The sequence below is a fragment of the Stenotrophomonas sp. YJH_SMC_6 genome, assembly GCF_059371335.1.
In genome coordinates this window covers 80,056-98,816 of sequence record NZ_JCAFUM010000013.1, presented here as the reverse complement: position 1 = coordinate 98,816, position 18,761 = coordinate 80,056, and the positions used below count along the sequence as shown (strand labels likewise).

At 67.6% G+C, this 18,761-nt stretch carries 18 protein-coding genes and 1 pseudogene; 13 read left to right on the top strand and 6 right to left on the bottom strand.

Features of this window, described 5'->3' with window-relative positions:
- Positions 1-13 precede the first annotated feature (13 nt).
- Both AC5P9N_RS15830 and AC5P9N_RS15825 read right to left on the bottom strand, forming a co-directional pair.
- Positions 14-436 carry an HIT domain-containing protein gene (locus AC5P9N_RS15830; protein ID WP_005410497.1) on the bottom strand — a complete coding sequence of 141 codons (423 nt, stop codon included), beginning with the start codon at positions 434-436 and terminating at the stop codon, positions 14-16.
- Complete coding sequence (locus AC5P9N_RS15825) at positions 433-1,104, bottom strand: dienelactone hydrolase family protein (RefSeq protein WP_005410496.1); 672 nt, start codon at positions 1,102-1,104, stop codon at positions 433-435. Before AC5P9N_RS15825 ends, AC5P9N_RS15830 begins: the two co-directional genes overlap by 4 nt.
- Positions 1,105-1,308: 204 nt before the next feature.
- On the opposite strand from AC5P9N_RS15825, the gene rimO reads away from it, so the two are divergent.
- Positions 1,309-2,670, top strand: a complete 1,362-nt coding sequence (rimO, locus tag AC5P9N_RS15820; RefSeq protein WP_164212688.1) for a 30S ribosomal protein S12 methylthiotransferase RimO — start codon at positions 1,309-1,311, stop codon at positions 2,668-2,670.
- Complete coding sequence (locus AC5P9N_RS15815; RefSeq protein ID WP_099484893.1) at positions 2,667-3,503, top strand: DUF3025 domain-containing protein; 837 nt, start codon at positions 2,667-2,669, stop codon at positions 3,501-3,503. Before rimO ends, AC5P9N_RS15815 begins: the two co-directional genes overlap by 4 nt.
- Positions 3,504-3,660: 157 nt before the next feature.
- On the opposite strand, the gene greB is transcribed toward AC5P9N_RS15815, so the two are convergent.
- Together greB and AC5P9N_RS15805 are read right to left on the bottom strand one after the other, a co-directional pair.
- The gene (gene greB, locus AC5P9N_RS15810; protein ID WP_099484892.1) at positions 3,661-4,167 is read right to left on the bottom strand and encodes a transcription elongation factor GreB; all 507 of its coding nucleotides are present in this window, start codon (positions 4,165-4,167) and stop codon (positions 3,661-3,663) included.
- Positions 4,168-4,246: 79 nt separating this feature from the next.
- Positions 4,247-5,752, bottom strand: coding sequence for a helicase HerA-like domain-containing protein (locus tag AC5P9N_RS15805; protein WP_012480897.1), 1,506 nt, complete (start codon positions 5,750-5,752; stop codon positions 4,247-4,249).
- A gap of 122 nt (positions 5,753-5,874) precedes the next feature.
- Between AC5P9N_RS15805 and AC5P9N_RS15800 the strand changes: the two genes are divergently transcribed.
- Together AC5P9N_RS15800 and AC5P9N_RS15795 are read left to right on the top strand one after the other, a co-directional pair.
- The gene (locus AC5P9N_RS15800; RefSeq protein ID WP_043034818.1) at positions 5,875-7,479 is read left to right on the top strand and encodes a transglycosylase SLT domain-containing protein; all 1,605 of its coding nucleotides are present in this window, start codon (positions 5,875-5,877) and stop codon (positions 7,477-7,479) included.
- 22 nt (positions 7,480-7,501) lie between these two features.
- Positions 7,502-7,849 (top strand): ribonuclease E inhibitor RraB, encoded by a 348-nt coding sequence (locus AC5P9N_RS15795; protein WP_005410490.1) that lies wholly within the window; start codon positions 7,502-7,504, stop codon positions 7,847-7,849.
- 91 nt (positions 7,850-7,940) lie between these two features.
- Here AC5P9N_RS15795 and asd read toward each other — a convergent pair whose 3' ends face one another.
- Positions 7,941-8,783, bottom strand: a complete 843-nt coding sequence (gene asd, locus AC5P9N_RS15790) for an archaetidylserine decarboxylase (protein ID WP_005410489.1) — start codon at positions 8,781-8,783, stop codon at positions 7,941-7,943.
- On the bottom strand, positions 8,780-9,430 hold the full coding sequence (locus tag AC5P9N_RS15785; protein WP_005410488.1) for an SCO family protein: 651 nt from the start codon (positions 9,428-9,430) through the stop codon (positions 8,780-8,782). Before AC5P9N_RS15785 ends, asd begins: the two co-directional genes overlap by 4 nt.
- Before the next feature lie 123 nt (positions 9,431-9,553).
- Here AC5P9N_RS15785 and prmB point away from each other — a divergent pair, with 123 nt between their 5' ends.
- The 9 genes and pseudogenes from prmB to AC5P9N_RS15740 all read left to right on the top strand — a co-directional run bounded on the left by prmB (position 9,554) and on the right by AC5P9N_RS15740 (position 18,761).
- The gene (prmB, locus tag AC5P9N_RS15780) at positions 9,554-10,483 is read left to right on the top strand and encodes a 50S ribosomal protein L3 N(5)-glutamine methyltransferase (protein ID WP_005410487.1); all 930 of its coding nucleotides are present in this window, start codon (positions 9,554-9,556) and stop codon (positions 10,481-10,483) included.
- The gene (aroC, locus tag AC5P9N_RS15775) at positions 10,480-11,583 is read left to right on the top strand and encodes a chorismate synthase (RefSeq protein ID WP_005410486.1); all 1,104 of its coding nucleotides are present in this window, start codon (positions 10,480-10,482) and stop codon (positions 11,581-11,583) included. The genes prmB and aroC overlap by 4 nt, the downstream gene beginning before the upstream one ends.
- Positions 11,576-12,613 (top strand): 2-hydroxyacid dehydrogenase, encoded by a 1,038-nt coding sequence (locus AC5P9N_RS15770; RefSeq protein ID WP_099484891.1) that lies wholly within the window; start codon positions 11,576-11,578, stop codon positions 12,611-12,613. Before aroC ends, AC5P9N_RS15770 begins: the two co-directional genes overlap by 8 nt.
- Before the next feature lie 91 nt (positions 12,614-12,704).
- Positions 12,705-13,733, top strand: coding sequence for an aspartate-semialdehyde dehydrogenase (locus AC5P9N_RS15765; RefSeq protein ID WP_005410484.1), 1,029 nt, complete (start codon positions 12,705-12,707; stop codon positions 13,731-13,733).
- 150 nt (positions 13,734-13,883) lie between these two features.
- The gene (locus tag AC5P9N_RS15760) at positions 13,884-15,944 is read left to right on the top strand and encodes a FimV/HubP family polar landmark protein (protein ID WP_099484890.1); all 2,061 of its coding nucleotides are present in this window, start codon (positions 13,884-13,886) and stop codon (positions 15,942-15,944) included.
- A 26-nt stretch (positions 15,945-15,970) separates the two neighbouring features.
- Positions 15,971-16,333: a VOC family protein gene (locus AC5P9N_RS15755; protein WP_099484889.1), complete on the top strand. Its 363-nt coding sequence runs from the start codon at positions 15,971-15,973 to the stop codon at positions 16,331-16,333.
- A gap of 32 nt (positions 16,334-16,365) precedes the next feature.
- A complete protein-coding gene (gene truA, locus AC5P9N_RS15750) occupies positions 16,366-17,136 on the top strand; it encodes a tRNA pseudouridine(38-40) synthase TruA (protein ID WP_005410481.1) in 771 nt (256 codons plus the stop codon).
- Positions 17,133-17,789 carry a phosphoribosylanthranilate isomerase gene (locus tag AC5P9N_RS15745; RefSeq protein WP_005410480.1) on the top strand — a complete coding sequence of 219 codons (657 nt, stop codon included), beginning with the start codon at positions 17,133-17,135 and terminating at the stop codon, positions 17,787-17,789. The genes truA and AC5P9N_RS15745 overlap by 4 nt, the downstream gene beginning before the upstream one ends.
- A gap of 281 nt (positions 17,790-18,070) precedes the next feature.
- Positions 18,071-18,761: pseudogene (locus tag AC5P9N_RS15740) on the top strand (hypothetical protein).

The following is an 18,761-nucleotide window of genomic DNA, read 5'->3' as shown; positions in this document are numbered from 1 at the left end:
GGTCGGCGAAGGCTCAGGTGTGGGCCGGATATCCTAGCCGTTCCTTCCAGTAGGCGACATGCTGGTCCAGTGCGGCCGCTTCGTAGCGGTGCGCGGGACCGCTGCCCCAGACCGGGCCCGGCCAGGCCGGATCACCGTCATGGCGGCCGATCACGTGGAAGTGCAGCTGGCGCACGATGTTGCCCAACGCGCCGATGTTGATCTTCTCCACCCCGTCGGCGCCCTTCAGGGCCTTGCAGGCGCGGTTGAGCTCGGTGCGCAGCTTGTCCTGCTGCTCGCCGTCCAGCTCGATCCACTCGGTGACCCCGGCCAGGCGCGGTACCAGTACCAGCCACGGGAATCGTTCGTCGTTCATCAGCCGCACTTGCGACAACGGTCCTTCGGCCACCAGCACGCTATCGGTGGCCAGGCGTGAATCGAGTTCGAATTCGCTCATCCAAGATGCTCCGAGAAGAAGTCCAGGGTGCGTTGCAGCGCCAGGGCGGCGCTGTCTGGATCATACGCATGTCCGACCTCCCGGTTGAAGGCGTGGTCGGCCGGATAGACGAAGGTGGCCATCTGCGGCAGCTTCTCGCGATGGGCCTGGACCGCTTCCGGCGGGATGCTGCGGTCCTGGGCGCCGAAGTGGAAGATCACCGGCGCCTTCGGCGTCTCATCGAGGAACTGGACGTTGCGCGCGCCGTAGTAGCTGACAGAGGGCAGGCCCAGGCGCACTGCGGACAGCATCGCTACCGTACCGCCCCAGCAGTAGCCGACGGTGCCGACCTTGCCGTAGGGGGCCAGCCGGGTGGCCGCCGCGCGGACCACTTCCAGCGCCTTCTCCATGCCCAGCGCGCTGACCCGTTCCAAGCCCTGCTTCACGCCGTCGGCGTCGTAGGGCAGGGCATCCGGGTCGGCATCGGGGCCATCGACCAGGTCAAAGAACGACGGTGCCAGCACCGCATAGCCCTCGGCGGCGAAGCGTTCGGCCACGCCGCGGATGTGCGGGTTGGCGCCGAAGATTTCCTGCACCACCACCAGCCCGCCTCGCGCGGTGCCCTCGGGGAGTGCCTGCCAGGCCCGTACCGCGCCGTGGTGCGTATCCAGGGTGATCCACTCGGCCATCGTCATCTACTCTCGTTGCAGGGACAGGACTGCATTGTCGGTGCTGCGCGGGTTAGCGCGGTGTCAGCGGCTGTGCGCGATCGGGCGGCTGGCCATTCAGAGCCCGGCCGCCAACCCCGGTATACTTGCGCCCTTTCAGGCCCCGGCCCCCAGGACCCCCTGCCATGCCGGCAGGGGCCCAGGCCCCCAGAGTCCCGCGATTCCATGTCCCAGCTGAACCCCAAAGTCGGCTTCGTCAGCCTTGGCTGCCCGAAGGCCCTTGTCGATTCCGAGCGCATCCTCACCCAGCTCCGCTCGGAAGGTTACGACATCGTCCCGTCCTACGATTCGGCCGATGTGGTGGTGGTCAACACCTGCGGCTTCATCGATTCGGCGGTGACCGAGTCGCTGGACGCGATTGGCGAGGCGATGAACCAGAACGGCAAGGTCATCGTCACCGGCTGCCTGGGCAAGCGCCCGGAGCAGATCCGCGAGGCGTATCCGAACGTGCTGGCGGTGTCCGGCCCGCAGGACTACCACAGCGTGATGGAAGCGGTGCATGAAGCACTGCCGCCCAAGCACGATCCGTTCGTGGACCTGGTGCCTGACTACGGCATCAAGCTGACCCCGCGCCACTATGCCTACCTGAAGATTTCCGAAGGCTGCAACCACAAGTGCAGCTTCTGCATCATCCCGTCGATGCGCGGCAAGCTGGTCTCGCGCCCGGTCGACGAGGTGCTGCGTGAGGCCGAGCGCCTGGTGCGTGGTGGCGTGCGCGAGCTGCTGGTGGTGTCGCAGGACACCTCGGCCTATGGCGTGGACGTGAAGTACGCCGAGAAGATGTGGCGCAACAAGGCCTACCAGACCTGCCTGAAGGCACTGTGCGAAGGTCTGTCCGAGCTGGATGCGTGGGTTCGCATGCACTACGTCTACCCGTACCCGCACGTGGACGAGGTGGTGCCGCTGATGGCCGAGAACCGCATCCTGCCGTACCTGGACATTCCGTTCCAGCATGCCAGCCCGCGCATCCTGCGCCTGATGAAGCGTCCGGGTGCGGTCGAGAAGACCCTGGAGCGTGTGCAGAACTGGCGCCGCATCGCGCCGGACATCACCGTGCGTTCGACTTTCATCGTCGGCTTCCCGGGCGAGACCGAGGCCGAGTTCGAAGAACTGCTGTCGTTCCTGGACGAGGCACAGCTGGATCGCGTCGGTGCGTTTGCCTACTCACCGGTCGAAGGTGCCACCGCCAACGACCTGCCCGATGCGGTGCCGGAAGAAGTGAAGCAGGAACGCCTGGCCCGTTTCATGGAGAAGCAGGCGCAGATTTCCGCCGCGCGCCTGGAAGCCAAGATCGGTACCGTGCAGCAGTGCCTGGTCGATGCCATCGAAGGTGATATCGCCGTGGCCCGTTCCAAGGCCGATGCGCCGGAGATCGACGGCCTGGTGCATATCCAGAACGCCGACCAGGTGCCGCTGCGCGTGGGTGAGTTCGTCGACGTGGAAATCACCGAGAGCGATGAGCACGACCTGTACGGTGATGCGCTGCCGGCCGCTACCCGCCCGGTATTCGATCTCAAGATGCTGTGACCGCGGCGACGACCGCCGCCGGTGACGGCAGCGGTGTCCGCCGCTTCGTGCCGCCGCCGCGTGCGGCGGTCGATCCGCAGGTGTTCGCGCACCCGGTGTTTGCCGGGTTGCGCGACGTCCATGACCTGCTGGTCAGCCCTGAGTGGCCGTCCATTGCAGCGCTCGAGGCACGCCTCACGCTGCCCGGCAAGCACCTGGTCGAGCAGGATGCCGCGCTGCTGGCCGACGGCCTGCACTACGAAGCCCGCATCGCACAGGGGCGCATCGCCACCCGCGCCGACAACTGGCATGACCTGTTCAATGCACTGGTGTGGGCCCGTTACCCGCAGCTCAAGCAGGTGCTCAATGTGCAGCAGTGCAGGCATATCGCATCCATGCCGCCGGGCCAGCGCAATCGCGCGCAGGCCGCGCTGACCCAGTTCGACGAAACCGGTGTGATCGTGCGTGTGCGCGATGAGGACGTGTTGGCCGCATGGGACGTGCATGATTGGCCGGCGTTGTTCGAGCCTGCGCGCTGGCAGAGTGGTGACATCGCTATCGCTGCGATATTCGGGCACGCGTTGATGGAGCAGGCGCTGCTACCGGGGCGCCTGCTGGTCGGCAAGTGCGTGGTGGTGCACGGTGAAGTCGATGATGCCTGCGTTGACGCAGTGACCGCGGCCATCGCCGAGGGCAGGGCAGTGACCGATCCCCTGCAGTTGCGTCCGCTGCCGCTGGCGGGAATCCCGGGCTGGCACCAGGGACAGGATGCCGCCTTCTATGCAGATGCCGCGTACTTCCGCCCGCTGCGTGCCGGCCGCCAGTACCCGCCGCCGTTGCACAGGGCTATGTAGAGTCGACTGTCAGTCGACTGCTCTTCGTTCCGAGGCCGTGAACGCCCGACAGATGGCTTCGACGAGTCATCAACCGCGATGAGGAGCGCGGTGCGTTCACCGTCCGGCTGCGGAGGTTTGTGCCGCGCTTGGCGCGGTAGTCGACTGACAGTCGACGCTACAGCGGTTCGTATTCCACGCTGATCACCGCGAAGTTGAACTGGCTGCCGGGCAGTTCCACCGAAAATTCATCATCCAGCCGCTTCTTCAGCAGCGCACGCGCCAGGGGGGAATCGATGCTGATCCAACCCAGCCCAGCATCGGTCTCATCCGGCCCGACAATGCGATAGCGGCTGGTCTCACCGCTGTCCACGTTCTCCAGTTCCACCCATGCGCCGAAGAACACCGCCAGCGGATCGGTCGGCGTGGTATCAACCACGCGTAGCGATTCCAACCGCTTGGTCAGGTAGCGCACACGACGGTCGATCTCGCCCAGCTGCTTCTTGCGATAGGTGTACTCGGCGTTTTCCGAACGGTCGCCTTCCGCAGCGGCCGCGGCCAGTGCCTTCACCACCTCGGGGCGGCGCACACGCCATAGGTCATCCAGCTCGGCCTTCAGCCGGGCATGGCCGGAGGCGGTGATCAGGGCGGTACTCTTTTCTGCAGGGGGACGCCAACGCGACATGTGGTGCGATTTCTTTTCAGGGGGACGATGGGGTCGGATCCTTTCCGCAGGAAAGGGATCCGACCCCAGTAGTGGCGGATCAGCGCTTGCCGCCGAAAATGCCACCCAGGATGCCACGCACGATCTGGTTGCCCAGCTTGGTGCCGACGGTGCGCGTGGTCTGCTTGGCCATGGTTTCGATCATGCCCTGGCGGCGCTTGGTGCCGAAGATCGCGTCCTTGATCGCCTGGCCGAAACCGCCTTCCTGCGCTTCGTCCTGCTCGCGGCTGCGCGCGGCCGGTGCCTGCGCCTGTTCGACGGTCTTCTGCGCACGCTGGGCCAGCAGTTCGGCGGCCGATTCGCGGTTGATCGCGGTGTCGTAGCGGCTGCCGACCGGGCTGCCGGCACGCACCTGGGCACGCTCGGCGTCGGTGATCGGCCCCATCCGGCAGCGCGGCGGCGCGATCATCGTCTGCTGCACCGGCATCGGCACACCCTTGTCCTGCAGCGTGGACACCAGCGCTTCGCCGGTACCGAGCTGGCTGAGCACCTTGGCCACGTCCAGCTTCGGGTTCGGCACGAAGGTCTCGGCAGCAGTCTTCACTGCCTTCTGGTCGCGCGGGGTGAATGCACGCAGCGCATGCTGCACGCGGTTGCCGAGCTGGCCGAGGATGTTGCCCGGCACGTCATCAGGGAACTGCGAGCAGAAGTACACGCCCACGCCCTTGGAGCGGATCAGGCGCACCACCTGCTCGATGCGCTGCACCAGCGACGGCGGTGCATCGTCGAACAGCAGGTGCGCTTCGTCGAAGATGAAGACCAGCTTCGGCTTGTCCAGGTCGCCCACCTCCGGCAGCTGCTCGAACAGCTCCGACAGCAGCCACAACAGGAAGGTGGAATACAGCTTCGGCTTGAGCACCAGCTGGTCGGCGGCAAGGATGCCGATCATGCCGCGGCCGTCGTGATTGACCCGCATGATGTCGGCCAGTTCCAGGGCCGGCTCACCGAAGAAGTTCTCGCCGCCATCCTGCGCCAGGCGCAGCACCGACCGCTGGATCGCAGCGATGGACTGCGCGCTGACCAGGCCGTACTCGGTGGAGATGTCCTTGCGCTCCTCGGCCACCAGGCCGAGCAGCGCGCGCAGGTCATCCATGTCCAGCAGCAGCAGGCCACGGTCGTCGGCCAGCTTGAACACGATGTCGAGCACGCCGGACTGGGTGTCGTTCAACTCGAGGATGCGCGCCAGCAGGGTCGGGCCCATCTCGCTGACCGTGGTGCGCACCGGGTGACCCAGCTTGCCGTACAGGTCCCAGAAAATGGTCGGGCTGGCGGCCGGTGCGTAGTCGGCCACGCCGATCTCGGCGGCGCGCTTGAGCAGGTTCTCGGCGCCGGTGCCGGGCACCGCCAGGCCGGACACATCGCCCTTCACATCGGCCAGGAACACCGGCACGCCCAGCCGCGAGAAGCCCTCGGCCAGGGTCATCAGGGTCACGGTCTTGCCGGTACCGGTGGCGCCGGCCACCAGGCCGTGGCGGTTGCCGAGTTTCGGCAGCAGGGTGACGGCCACATCGTCGGTGATGCCTTTGCCGAGCAGAATCGGATCCATGGTCCAGCCCTTGTGGTGAATAGCCCAATGTTAACCGCCGGCGGTGACGGTCCGAAGGTCGGCTTGCCCGGACCTTGGCGGCGCCGCTACTCTGCCTGCCTGTTTCGCACACAGTGCCATCAATGCCCGTTCCTGTCCTGATTTCCCGCGGTTGGCCGCTGCTGGCCCTGGCCGGCCTGGTTTCCCTGGCGCCCGACGCCCATGCGCAGCGGGTTTCGGCCCGGGACAAGGTGAAGGTGGATGCGCTGCAGCAGCGCATGACCGTCGCCGAGAAGCGTTACAGCGATGCGCTGCTGCTGGTCGCCAATGCCGACCCCAAGGGCAGCAACGAAGCCGACGCCGCGCTGGAGGACATGGAAGATGTCCTCAACGACTGCGTGAAGCAGAAGGGCTGCCAGATGGGCACCCTGCTGGCCAGCTACAAGCGCCTGCTCAAGCACGACGCCGACGCGGCCGCCAGCGATGACGTGGCCGACGAGGGCGGTGATCGCCTGGAAGCCGACCCCGACCACATCGGCCCGCTTACCGCCGACGTACCGGAGGCCGCGCGCGCTGCCGCGCTGCTGAACGACAAGCGGCACGCCTTCGACAGCATGGTCGAATACAACCCGGCGGTGCAGGCCGGCATCCGCCGCTGGCTGACCGACATGCGCCCGGCGTTGCTGACCAGCTACGAGAACTACCAGAACCTGCGTGCGGTGATGTGGCCGGAGTGGGAGAAGCGTGGCCTGCCCGAAGCGCTGCTGTTCGGCATCATGGCCAAGGAATCCAACGGCCGCGTGCATGCCTCCTCGCGCGCCGGCGCGGCGGGCCTGATGCAGTTCATGCCGGCCACCGGCCGCCGCTTCGGCCTCGGCCCGGACGGCACCGGCTTCGACACCCGCTTTGACGCGCGCAGCGCCGCCGAAGCCAGCGCCAGCTACCTCAACGAACGCCTGCGCGAACTGAACAACAACGTGGAAATGTCGGTGGCCGCCTACAATGGTGGCGAAGGCCGCGCCGCGCGCGTGTTCAAGCAGAGCGCCGGGCAGAGCTTCTGGACCGACAGCGTCTACAACCAGTTCCCCGGCGAGACCAAGGACTACGTGCCGATGGTGATCGCCGCGGCCTGGATCTTCCTGCACCCGCAGCAGTACGGCGTGGAGTTCCCGAAGATCAGCGCGCAGCCGGCCACGCTGCGCCTGGCCAAGTCGACCACCATCTACGAACTGACCATCTGCCTGGGCAGCCACGGCACCCGCGATGGCTACATGCGCGCGCTGCGCAACCTCAACCCGCGCTATGAGGCCGATGGCTGGATCCCGGCCGGCACGCTGATCAATGCCACCACCCGCATCGCCGGCCTGTACCAGCGCAACTGCGTCAGTGGCCCGCGTGCCGACCTGGCCCGCACGCTGATCACCGCCGATCTGAACGCAGCAATCAAGCGCCCGGCCGCGACCAGCTACACCGGAAGCGTGGCCGTGGGCGGCGTGGTGCCGGTGGCCGATGCGGCCGCGTCCACCAGCGTGCCGACCACGCCGGTTGCTCCGGTGGTCACGCCGCGCCCGGCGGCGCGCCCGAAGCCGGTGCGCAGCCACAAGGTGGGCCGGGGTGAAACCCTGGGCGCCATCGCGGCCAAGTTCCAGTGCGACGTGCCCACCCTGGCCCGCGCCAATGGCCTGAAGGCCCCGGCCTACAGCCTGCGCCACGGCCAGACGCTGAAGCTGCAGGGCTGCGACAAGTAATCCCCCCGACCCTGGAATCCGCATGGACCTCGAAGACACCCGCAACCTGTTCGCCAACCTCCGCGAAAACACCGACTGGGACATCACCGGCCCGTTGCTGTGGGGGTACTTCTTCGTGCACTCCACTGCCGAGCCGTTGCAGGCACTGGCGCAGCACCTGCAGGCGCAGGGTTACACCTTCGTGGAATTGTTCGAACAGGATCCGGAAGAGGGCGACGCGCCGTTCCACGTGCTGCATGTGGAGCGCGTGGAGATCCACGACGAAGCCTCGCTTGACCGCCGCAACCAGGAATTCGCAGCGCTGGCCGCGGAGAAGGGCGTGGAAGACTACGACGGCATGGACGTCGGTCCGGCCCCGTCCCTGCAGTAACGCGCGTACCGGTAGTGCCGGCCGCTGGCCGGCAATGCTCGACGCGTTGGATCAGCGGAGATGCCGGCCAGCGGCCGGCACTACCGAAGCCTCAGCGCAGCTTCGCCAGCGCCTGGCCCAGCTGCACCGGGCTTTCAGCGCCCAGCTGCGGGGCGAAGTCAGCCACGCCCGGCGGCAGCAGTACGATCACGGTGGAGCCGTAGTTGAAGCGCGCCATCTCGGCAAAGCGCTCCAGCCTGATGCCCTGGCCGCGGTAGTCCTTGCGGGTGATGCGGTCGCCATAGTGCGGAATCTCTTCGCCGCTCCACACGGTTTCCACCCCGGACACCAGCAGCGCACCGACCATCACGCTGACCATCGGCCCGAAGCTGGTGTCGAAGTGGCAGACCAGGCGCTCGTTGCGGGCGAACAGGCGCGGTACGCCGTTCACTGCCGCCGGACCAACGCTGAACAGGCGCCCCGGCACGTGCACGGTCTCACGCAGGGTTCCGGTCCACGGCATGTGCACGCGGTGGTAATCGCGCGGCGACAGGTACACCGTGGCGTAGAGGCCATCGTTATATGGCTTGGCGTCCTCGTCACTGCCCAGCAGTTCGGCAGCGGTGAATGACTGGCCCTTGGCCTGGAAGATGCGGCCGGCCTCGATCTTCCCCAGCTGGCTGATGCGGCCGTCGGCCGGCATCACCAGGCTGCGCGGATCGGCGTCAGCCACGCGCGCACCCGGCTTCAGCGCACGGGTGAAGAACTGGTTGAAGGTCGCATAGCTGCGCGGGTCCGGGTTGGCCGCTTCGTCCAGGTTGACGTTGAACTTGCGGGTGACCGTGTCGATCAGCCAGCGCGATACGCGCGGATCGTCCGAGTACGCCAGCGAACGCGCCATCGAGGACAGCAGGCGGTGTGGCAGGGCGTACGTCAGGGCGGTGGTGAGGCTCATGGGGCGGTTTTCTCGGTCAGCTTCTGCAGGTCGCGGGCAATGGCCGGCGCGTTGAACGGGGGGCGTACCAGGCCGGCAAGTCGGCCCTGCGGGTCGAGCACGGCCAGGCTGGCCGAATGCTCGACGGTGTAATCCTCGGGGTTCTCGTCGAAATGCTTGCCCGGCACCTTCTGGAACACGAAGCCCAACGAGGTGGCGAAGCGCTCCAGCGAGGGAACGTCAGCGGTGGCGGCCAGGGTGTCCTTGTGGAAACCGTGCACGTACTCGCCGAGGCGGGTGGCGCTGTCGCGGTCGGGGTCGACCGAGATGAACAGCACGCGTGGGCGCAGGCTGTCGGGCAGGGCTTCCCACTGGTTCTGCGCGCCGGCCAGCTCGGCCAGGGTGGTCGGGCAGACGTCCGGGCAGAAGGTGAAGCCCAGGAATACCAGGGTCCAGTGGCCCTTCAGTTCGCCCGGGATCAGGCGGGTGCCGTCGGACTGGGCCAGGTTGAAGTCGGGCAGTTCGCGCGGCTGCGGGTACAGCGTGATCGCTTCGGTGGCCGGGGCATTGGCCGGCGGCTTCGGCGCGAACAGCTGCTGGGCGGCCAGCAGGCCGAGACCCGCCGCCAGGGCGATCAGCAGGATGATGCCGGCGTTGCGATTGAACATGGGGGCTCCCGCGCGAAGTGGGCCCCATCATACCGGCTGTGGCCCGAATCGTTTCCGCCGCAACGGATGCCGCCACGGGCGCCAGCCCCTATAATCGGGGGCCACTTTGCCCGCAGTACCGCCATGACCGCTGAAACGGCCGCCGAACTCCACACGATCATCGATCTGATCCGCTACGGCACCAGCCGTTTCAACGAAGCCGGACTGACCTTCGGGCACAGCTACGACAACGCGCTGGACGAGGCCACCCAGCTGGTGCTGCACAGCCTGCACCTGCCGCATGACCTCGGCCCGGCCTATGGCCAGGCGCGCCTGCTGCAGGCCGAGAAGCTGCGCGTGCTGGAGCTGTTCCAGCGTCGCATCGACGAACGCATCCCGGCCGCCTACCTGACCGGTGAGGCCTGGTTCGCTGGCCTGAGCTTCAAGAGCGACAAGCGCGCCCTGGTGCCGCGCTCGCCGATCGCCGAACTGATCGAATGCGGCTTCGAGCCGTGGCTGGCCGGCCGCGATGTCAGCCGTGCGTTGGACCTGTGCACCGGTTCGGGCTGCATCGCCATTGCCATGGGCCACTACTACCCGAACTGGGAAGTGGACGGCGTCGACCTGAGCGACGATGCACTGTCGCTGGCCGAAGAAAACAAGGAGCGCCTGCAGGCGCACAACGTCACCCTGCTCAAGTCGGACCTGTTCAACGGCCTGACCGGCCGCCACTACGACCTGATCGTCACCAATCCGCCGTACGTCACCAACGACGAAACCGATGCCCTGCCGCAGGAATACTCCTACGAGCCGGAAATGGGCCTGCGTGCCGGCGACGACGGCCTGGACCTGGTGCTGAAGATCCTGCGCGACGCCCCGCTGCACCTGAGCGAGGACGGCCTGCTGATCTGCGAAGTGGGCGAATCCGAGCAGCACCTGATCAAGCTGCTGCCGGAAGTCGACTTCGCCTGGATCGAGTTCAAGGTCGGCCAGATGGGCATCTTCGCGGTCGAGTGCCGCGAGCTGATCGCCCACAGCGCGCGCATCACCGAACTGGCGGCGCAGCGCCCGTGAGCTCCAATTCGTTCGGCAAGCTGTTCACCGTCACCACGTTCGGTGAGTCGCACGGGCCGGCCATCGGCTGCGTGATCGATGGCTGCCCTCCGGGGCTGGCGCTGGACGCGGCCGAATTCGCCCATGACCTGCAGCGTCGCGCGACCGGCAAGAGCCGGCACACCTCGGCCCGCCGCGAGGCCGATGAGGTCGAGATCCTGTCCGGCGTGTACGAGGGCCTGACCACCGGCACCCCGATCGCGCTGCTGATCCGCAACACCGACCAGCGCAGCAAGGATTACGCGAACATCGGCCAGCAGTTCCGGCCAGGTCATGCCGACTACAGCTACTGGCACAAGTACGGCATCCGTGACCCGCGCGGTGGCGGTCGTTCCTCGGCGCGCGAGACCACCATGCGCGTGGCCGCCGGCGTGGTCGCCAAGAAGTGGCTGGCCGAACGCTTCGGCGTCACCGTGCGCGGTTACCTGTCGCAGCTGGGCGACATCACTCCGGCTGGTTTCGACTGGTCGGCGGTGGAAGACAATCCGTTCTTCTGGCCGCATGCCGCGCAGGTGCCCGAGCTGGAGGCGTACATGGATGCGCTGCGCAAGTCCGGTGATTCGGTCGGCGCGCGCGTGGACGTGGTCGCCGACAACGTGCCGCCGGGCTGGGGCGAGCCGATCTACGGCAAGCTCGATGGCGAACTGGCCGCCGCGCTGATGAGCATCAACGCGGTGAAGGGCGTTGAGATCGGTGACGGTTTCGCCAGCGCCGCACAGAAGGGCACCGAACACCGTGACCTGCTGACCCCGCAGGGCTTCGCCAGCAATCACGCCGGCGGCATCCTCGGTGGCATCTCCACCGGCCAGCCGGTGGTCGCCTCGATCGCCCTGAAGCCGACCTCCAGCCTGCGCCTGCCGGGCCCGTCGCTGGACACCGCCGGCAACGTGGTCGAGGTGGTCACCACCGGTCGCCACGATCCCTGCGTCGGCATCCGCGCCACCCCGATCGCCGAGGCGATGGTGGCGATGGTGCTGATGGACCAGGCGCTGCGCCATCGCGCGCAGTGCGGCGATGTCGGCACGATCACCCCGCGCATTCCCGGGCAGATCGATGGCTGACACGCGGCCGACCGTGTGGGTGAGCCAGCCGCTGATCGACGCGGCCATCGCGCCGCTGCGCGATCGCGTGCAGCTGCGCAGCACCGATGCGGTCACCGCCTGGTCGCCCGACCAGATCGCCGAACAGCTGGCCGGCGTCGACGGCGCGATCATCACCCTCAACGAGCGCATCGGTGCGGCCCAGGTGGCCGACGCCGCGCAGCTGCAGGTGATCGCCAATGTCGGCGTCGGCTACAACAACCTGGATGTCGATGCGCTCAGCGCAGCCGGCATCCTCGCCAGCAACACGCCGGACGTCCTGACCGAAACCACCGCCGATCTCGGTTTCGCCCTGTTGATGGCGACCGCGCGCCGGATCACCGAATCCGAGCGCTGGCTGCGCGAAGGCCAGTGGCAGCAATGGTCGTTCCAGACCATGCTTGGCGCAGACATCCATGGCAGCACGCTGGGCATCCTCGGCATGGGCCGCATCGGCCAGGGCATCGCCCGCCGCGGCGCGCATGGTTTCGGCATGAAGGTGCTGTACCACAACCGTTCGCGCCTTCCGGCCGAGACCGAGGCTGCGCTCGGCGCGACCTACGTGGACCTGGACACGCTGCTGGCGCAGTCCGACCACCTGGTCACCGTGCTGCCCTACACGCCGGCCTCGCATCACATCATCGATGCGGCTGCGCTGGCGAAGATGAGGCCCTCAGCCACCCTGGTGAACATCGCCCGCGGCGGCATCGTCGACGAACTGGCGTTGGCCGACGCGGTTGCCCGAGGCCGTCTGGCCGCTGCCGGCCTGGATGTCTACGAGGGTGAGCCGGCGGTGCGCCCCGAACTGCTGGCGCTGCGCAATGTCGTGCTCACGCCGCACATCGGCAGCGCCTCGCTGGCCACGCGCACGGCGATGGTACAGCTGGCCGTGGATAATCTGGTTGCCGGGCTCGGCCTGGACGGCGGCCCGTCGCGCATGCCGAGCGCGATCAACGCTGATGCGGCGATGGCCGCGCGCGTGACGCTGGGCAAAAAAACCGGGAAACGATAGGGAACCTCCGCGCGCCCCGCTTGAGGAGGTTCCCCGAACCCAGCTGTCGTGCGTGTTTCTTCCCCATTCCCGTTTTCGTGAGAGTTCCCCCATGAGCAATGCACAGCGCAGTTTCCACGTTGCCGTCGTCGGTGCCACCGGTGCGGTCGGCGAGACCATGTTGTCGATCCTGGCCGAGCGTGGTTTCCCGGTCGGTACCCTGAGCGTCCTGGCTTCCGAGCGTTCGGCCGGCGGCGAGATCGAATTCAACGGCCAGAAGGTCAAGGTGCAGGACCTGGCCACCTTTGATCCGAGCGGTGTCGAGATCGCGCTGTTCTCGGCCGGTGGCAGCGTGTCCAAGGAATACGCACCGAAGTTCGCCGCTGCCGGTGCGGTGGTGATCGACAACTCTTCGGCCTTCCGTTACGACGATGACGTGCCGCTGGTGGTGTCCGAGGTCAATCCGGAACAGGTGGCCAACCGTCCGCGCGGCATCATCGCCAACCCGAACTGCTCGACCATGCAGATGCTGGTGGCGCTGGCGCCACTGCACCGCAAGTACGGCATCGAGCGTATCAACGTCTCCACCTACCAGTCGGTGTCCGGCGGCGGCCGTTCGGCTACCGAGGAACTGGGCAAGCAGACCGGCCAGCTGCTGAGCTTCCAGGAAATCGATCCGCAGCGCTTCCCGGTGCAGATCGCCTTCAACCTGATCCCGCACATCGACGACTTCCAGGACAATGGCTTCACCAAGGAAGAAATGAAGCTGATCTGGGAAACCCGCAAGATCCTCGGCGACGACAGCATCCTGGTGAACCCGACTGCGGTGCGCGTGCCGGTGTTCTACGGCCACTCCGAGTCGGTGGCGATCGAGACCCGCGACAAGGTCACCGTCGCCGAAGCGCGCGCGCTGCTGGAGCAGTCGCCGGGCATCGAAGTGGTGGATCGTCACGAAGCCGGTGGTTACCCAACCCCGGTCACCCACGCCTCGGGCACGGACGCGGTGTACGTCGGCCGCATCCGCGAGGACCTCTCGCACCCGCGCGGCCTGAACCTGTGGATCGTGTCGGACAACGTGCGCAAGGGCGCGGCGTTGAATGCCGTGCAGCTGGCCGAGCTGGTCGCCGCCGAGCAGCGCTGATCACAGCGGTTGCCTCACCGGTAGTGCCGGCCGCTGGCCGGCATTGCCGTGATCCTTGTGCCGGAGTGCATGCCGGCCAGCGGCCGGCACTACCTCAAGGGTCTTTCCGGTGGGTGCGGACCCCGGTCCGCACGCTTTATAGTGTCGCCCATGAATAAACGGGCCAGGGGCGCAAAGCGCCCGCTCCTCTATCTTTCCACCGCGCTGCTGGCCCTGGCCAGCAGTTCGGCACTCGCATTGGGCCTGGGAGACATCCGTGTCCTGTCCAAGCCGGGGCAGCCATTGCTGGCCGAAATCCCGGTGGTGTCGGCGGACCCGTCCGAACTGGAAAACCTGCGCGTGGCGCTGGCCTCGCCGGTCACCTTCGAACGCGTCGGCCTGCAACGGCCGACCGGGCTGGTCAGCGAGCTGCAGTTCGAGCTGACCCGCAATGCGCAGGGCAGGGCGGTGGTGCGCGTCACCTCGCAGGCCCCGGTGGAGACGCCATCGCTGAGCTTCCTGATCGAAGCTGACTGGGGCCAGGGCCGCCTGGTGCGCGAGTACTCCGCGCTGGTCGACGCGCCGTCCAGCGCGCTGGCCGTGGCCGAGCCGGAGATCGTCGCGCCGGCAGGCACGCTCTCCAATACCATCGTGCGCGAACCTGCACCGGCTTCGGCAACGGTGCCAGCGGCAGAGGCGCCCACTACGCCGCCACCTGTGGTGGCGCCTGCACCGGCACGCCCGCGTGCGGCCTCCGCGCCGGTCGCTGCACCGGCGGCCGATGGCAGCGTCACCGTGCAGCGCGGTCAGACCCTGTCGCAGATCGCCAGCGCGGTGGCGCGTGGCAACCAGGTCAGCCGCGACCGCGCGATGATCGCCCTGCTGCGCGCCAATCCCGAAGCCTTCATCCGTGGCAACGTCAATCTGCTCAAGCAGGGCGCGGTGCTGCGCATGCCGGGCAGCGATGCGCTTGCCGCTGTCGATGCCGCCGAGGCCGCCGCGCTGGTGCGCGAGCACGCCGCGCAATGGCGGCAGGCGCGCACCGTGCCGCAACCGGCGGGTGCGGTCGCGCCGGCCGCCAGGGCGGCAACCGCGAACGCTTCTTCCCCGGCTGCCGCCAACGGGGCACGACTTGAGATCGCTCCGGCGCTGGCGTCCGACGCCGCGCACGCGGGCACAACCACCGGCACCGCTGCCGGCAGCGAGGGTGACATGCTGGGCAACGAACAACTGCGACAGGCGCGTGAGGACATCGCCACCCGCGATGCCGAGATCGGTGAACTGAAGCAGCGCGTGGCTGATCTGGAGAAGCTGAAGGAGCAGCAGCAGTCGTTGATCGCGATGAAGGACAACGACCTGGCTGCCGCGCAGCAGCGCCTGGCACAGGCGCCGGGTTCCCGTGATGCGGCAACGCCGTGGTACTGGCTGGGGCTGCCGGTGCTGCTGTTGGCGGCGGGCGCGGCCTGGCTGCTGCGTCGTCGCAAGCCGTCGCCGCTGCCGCCGCTGCGTGAGGAAGACGATGCCGCCGGCCTGGCCGCAGCGGTGCCGGCAGGTGCGGCGCTGGATACGCTGGCCGAGCAGTCCTCGTGGTCGTCGGCTGTTGCCGACAATGGCCGCCAGGAACCGGCGATGCCTGCCTGGGCGACCGAAACCGAAGTGCACGACGTGGTGGTCGCCGAACCCGTTGCCGAGCACGCGGTGCGGGCCGAATGGCAGGCCGAGACACTGCGCGACGAGGACGCGGTGGCATTGCCCGAAGCGGTGACCGATCTGCCGCGCTGGGACGATTCCGCAACCACCGGCGACGAGGTTGTCGTCGCCGAGCCGCTGCAGGACGAACGCGTTGTACCGCAGGCGCCGGCCGAAGTGGCGGTGCCGGACTACGCACTGCATGCCGAACAGCAGCCGCAGTTCCGCGGAGTGTTCGATCTGCCGGCTGACGCGCATGAGAACGAGGCTCCGGCGGATACCGTACGTCCGGAAGCCATCGACAGCATCGACCATGGCAGCGTCGAGGCCCCTCATTCCGACGATATCGCGCCGAGCGCGGCCGCGCCCGCCGGCGACGCGGGCTGGTCGCCGCGTGCCGGCCAGGAGCGCCTGGAACTGGCCATTGCCTACCTCGATCTGGGCGACGCGCAGACTGCGCGCACCCTGTTGCTGGAAGTCGCCGAAGGCGGTGACCTGCACAGCCAGGCCCAGGCCCGCGAACTGCTGGCCCGCCTGCCGTGACCGAACCTGCCGACAAGGACCCTGCCATGAGCCGCGAGCGTCGCATCGACTACGTTGAATTCGCTTCCAGCGACCTGGCCGCAAGCCGCGCCTTCTTCGAGAAGGTGTTCGGCTGGTCGTTCGTCGATTACGGCAGCGACTACACGGCGTTCGACGATGGCCGCCTGCAGGGCGGCTTCTTCCGCGGCCAGCCGCAGCGGGCCAGCGACAGCGGCGCACCGCTGCTGGTGCTGTATGCCGACGCACTGGCACCGGTCGAGGCCGCCGTGCGCGACGCCGGCGGTGAGATCGTGCGCCCGGTGTTTTCCTTCCCCGGTGGCAGCCGCTTCCAGTTCGTCGAGCCCGGTGGCAACGAACTGGCGGTCTGGTCCGAACGCGATCCGGCCTGAGCGCCGCCCCATACGCAATATCGAGGTAGCACATGCGTTACGCGCTTGGCGTCGAATACGACGGCAGCGATTTCAGGGGCTGGCAGAACCTGGGCGAGGGCGGTCCCAGCGTGCAGGCCAGCCTTGAGCAGGCCCTGTCGTCGGTTGCCGATTCGCCGCTGCAGGTGGTCTGCGCCGGCCGCACCGATGCCGGCGTGCATGGCCAGTGCCAGGTCGTCCATTTCGATACCGACGTGGTGCGCGATCCGCGCGCCTGGATGCTGGGCACCACCACCCGCCTGCCGCGCTCGATCGCGGTGCGCTGGTGCGTGCCGGTGGCCGACGATTTCCACGCCCGCTTCTCGGCACGCGCGCGCCGCTACCGCTACCGCCTGCTCAACCGCGAGGTGCGGCCGGCGCTGGACCGGCAGACCCTCAGCTGGGAGCGCCGGGCGCTGGACGAGACGCTGATGCACGCCGCCGGCCAGGCCCTGATCGGCGAAAATGACTTCAGCGCGTTCCGCTCCGTGCAGTGCCAGGCGCTGCATGCGCGGCGTGAGCTGCAATCACTGCAGGTCAGCCGCCAGGGCGAAGTGATTGAAGTGGCCGTGCAGGGCAATGCATTCCTTCATCACATGGTCCGCAATATCGTCGGATCGTTGATCCTGGTGGGCAGCGGTGAAAAACCGGTGGAATGGATCGCCGAACTGCTGGCCGGGCGCGATCGCACCGTAGCCGGTCCCACCGCACCGCCGCAGGGCCTGGTGTTCCTTGGGCCCCTGTACCCCGACAACTGGCATCTGCCCGCCGAGGTCACGCTATGAGCCGCTCCTACTACCGCACGCGCATCAAGTTCTGTGGCATGACCCGTGCCGGCGATGTCCGCCTGGCCGGTGAGCTGGGCGTGGACGCAGTGGGTTTCATCTTTGCCCGCGAGAGCAGCCGCCGGGTTGCTCCTGCCGAAGCACGCGCGATGCGCCAGGCGATCGCGCCGATGGTCGATGTGGTGGCCCTGTTCCGCAACAACAGCAAGGAAGAGGTGCGCGAGGTGCTGCGCACGGTGCGGCCAACCCTGCTGCAGTTCCACGGCGAGGAAGACGAGAGCTTCTGCCGCAGCTTCAACATGCCCTACCTGAAGGCGATCGCCATGGGGGGGCGGGAAGAGGTCAATGCGCGCACGTTGCAGCTGCGTTACCCGAGCGCGGCGGGGTTCCTGTTCGACAGCCACGCTCCCGGCGGCGGCGGCGGTACCGGCGTGGCCTTCGACTGGGGCCGTATCCCGACCGGCCTGCACCGGCCGTTCCTGCTGGCCGGTGGGCTGAACCCGGAAAACGTCTACGACGCTGTGCTGGCCACGCTTCCCTGGGGCGTGGACGTGTCCAGCGGCATCGAACTGGAGCCGGGCATCAAGGACGGTTACAGGATGCGCACCTTCGTCGAGGAAGTGCGCCGCGCGGACTGCACGGTCCTGGAGTGATCCGCGCCCCCTGAGGGCGCACCCGGAACGTCATCGCCGACGGTGCATTCCGCCGGGTCTGTGTTCTTGCCTGTCGCGTGCCGTGCCATGAAGGCGGACGTCTACTGAATGCGGTGAGCATCCCACTTTCGGGTAATTCAGGATCCAGCGCCAGGAAGTCGACACCCCCCGAGCATCTGATCGGACACCATGGGCCCAGCCTGACCTGGCTGGGTGCGATGTGGTGTGCGTGTCGCTGGCCGCACCCCTGAGATACGCCTTGGCTTTCGAACGAGGACGCAATGGATATGCCCCATCTCTCGTCCCATCGTATCCGCCTGGCCCGCCTGACGATCATGCCCGGCCTGCTGCTTGCATTGGGCGCGTGTGCGGCCGGTGACTCGTCCGCCCCGACTGCATCGGCACCGGCCGCTGCCACACCGGCAGGCGCACCCGCCACAGCACCGGCCACGGTTCCGGCGGCAGCACCGGCTGCCGACGGCCTGGCGGCGCTGATCCAGGCCAGTGGCGTGAAATGCAGCAACGCCAGTACGGGCAGCGGCTGCACGGCCGGCGATGTGGACAGCGGTGATTTCTACGATGTCGAACTGTCGCCGGACTGTGGTGACCAGGGCTTCTTCGCGGGCGTAGCCGACGCCAAGGGTGTGGAGACGTTGAATGCGATGCCATCTGCCGGCAGCAAGGCCAGCGTGACCACAAAGCTGTCGAAGGGGCAGCTGGTCTGCGTGCAGGGCATCGGGCGTACCGGACAGAATCCGCTGTTCTATTACGTCGTGGCGGTTCCCGCAGCAACGGTCGGCAAGTGCAAGGGCAACACGTTGTGTGACACCTATGGCGACAGGCCGATCACTGGCCTGGCGAACACGGGGGGGCGAGGCCTGCCATGTGGCGGCGCCGGGACGTTACGCCGGGAACTGCGCGCAGGGCTGGGTCAGTGCGGACGTGCTCGACGTGTTTTCCAACGGAATGTAA

Excerpts from the sequence above, each read along its gene's own strand:
- AC5P9N_RS15830 (WP_005410497.1), bottom strand. The coding sequence starts at position 436 with ATGAGCGAATTCGAACTCGATTCACGCCTGGCCACCGATAGCGTGCTG.
- AC5P9N_RS15825 (WP_005410496.1), bottom strand. The coding sequence starts at position 1,104 with ATGGCCGAGTGGATCACCCTGGATACGCACCACGGCGCGGTACGGGCC.
- rimO (WP_164212688.1), top strand. The coding sequence starts at position 1,309 with ATGTCCCAGCTGAACCCCAAAGTCGGCTTCGTCAGCCTTGGCTGCCCG.
- greB (WP_099484892.1), bottom strand. The coding sequence starts at position 4,167 with ATGTCGCGTTGGCGTCCCCCTGCAGAAAAGAGTACCGCCCTGATCACC.
- AC5P9N_RS15805 (WP_012480897.1), bottom strand. The coding sequence starts at position 5,752 with ATGGATCCGATTCTGCTCGGCAAAGGCATCACCGACGATGTGGCCGTC.
- AC5P9N_RS15800 (WP_043034818.1), top strand. The coding sequence starts at position 5,875 with ATGCCCGTTCCTGTCCTGATTTCCCGCGGTTGGCCGCTGCTGGCCCTG.
- AC5P9N_RS15795 (WP_005410490.1), top strand. The coding sequence starts at position 7,502 with ATGGACCTCGAAGACACCCGCAACCTGTTCGCCAACCTCCGCGAAAAC.
- asd (WP_005410489.1), bottom strand. The coding sequence starts at position 8,783 with ATGAGCCTCACCACCGCCCTGACGTACGCCCTGCCACACCGCCTGCTG.
- AC5P9N_RS15785 (WP_005410488.1), bottom strand. The coding sequence starts at position 9,430 with ATGTTCAATCGCAACGCCGGCATCATCCTGCTGATCGCCCTGGCGGCG.
- prmB (WP_005410487.1), top strand. The coding sequence starts at position 9,554 with ATGACCGCTGAAACGGCCGCCGAACTCCACACGATCATCGATCTGATC.
- AC5P9N_RS15770 (WP_099484891.1), top strand. The coding sequence starts at position 11,576 with ATGGCTGACACGCGGCCGACCGTGTGGGTGAGCCAGCCGCTGATCGAC.
- AC5P9N_RS15765 (WP_005410484.1), top strand. The coding sequence starts at position 12,705 with ATGAGCAATGCACAGCGCAGTTTCCACGTTGCCGTCGTCGGTGCCACC.
- AC5P9N_RS15760 (WP_099484890.1), top strand. The coding sequence starts at position 13,884 with ATGAATAAACGGGCCAGGGGCGCAAAGCGCCCGCTCCTCTATCTTTCC.
- AC5P9N_RS15755 (WP_099484889.1), top strand. The coding sequence starts at position 15,971 with ATGAGCCGCGAGCGTCGCATCGACTACGTTGAATTCGCTTCCAGCGAC.
- truA (WP_005410481.1), top strand. The coding sequence starts at position 16,366 with ATGCGTTACGCGCTTGGCGTCGAATACGACGGCAGCGATTTCAGGGGC.
- AC5P9N_RS15745 (WP_005410480.1), top strand. The coding sequence starts at position 17,133 with ATGAGCCGCTCCTACTACCGCACGCGCATCAAGTTCTGTGGCATGACC.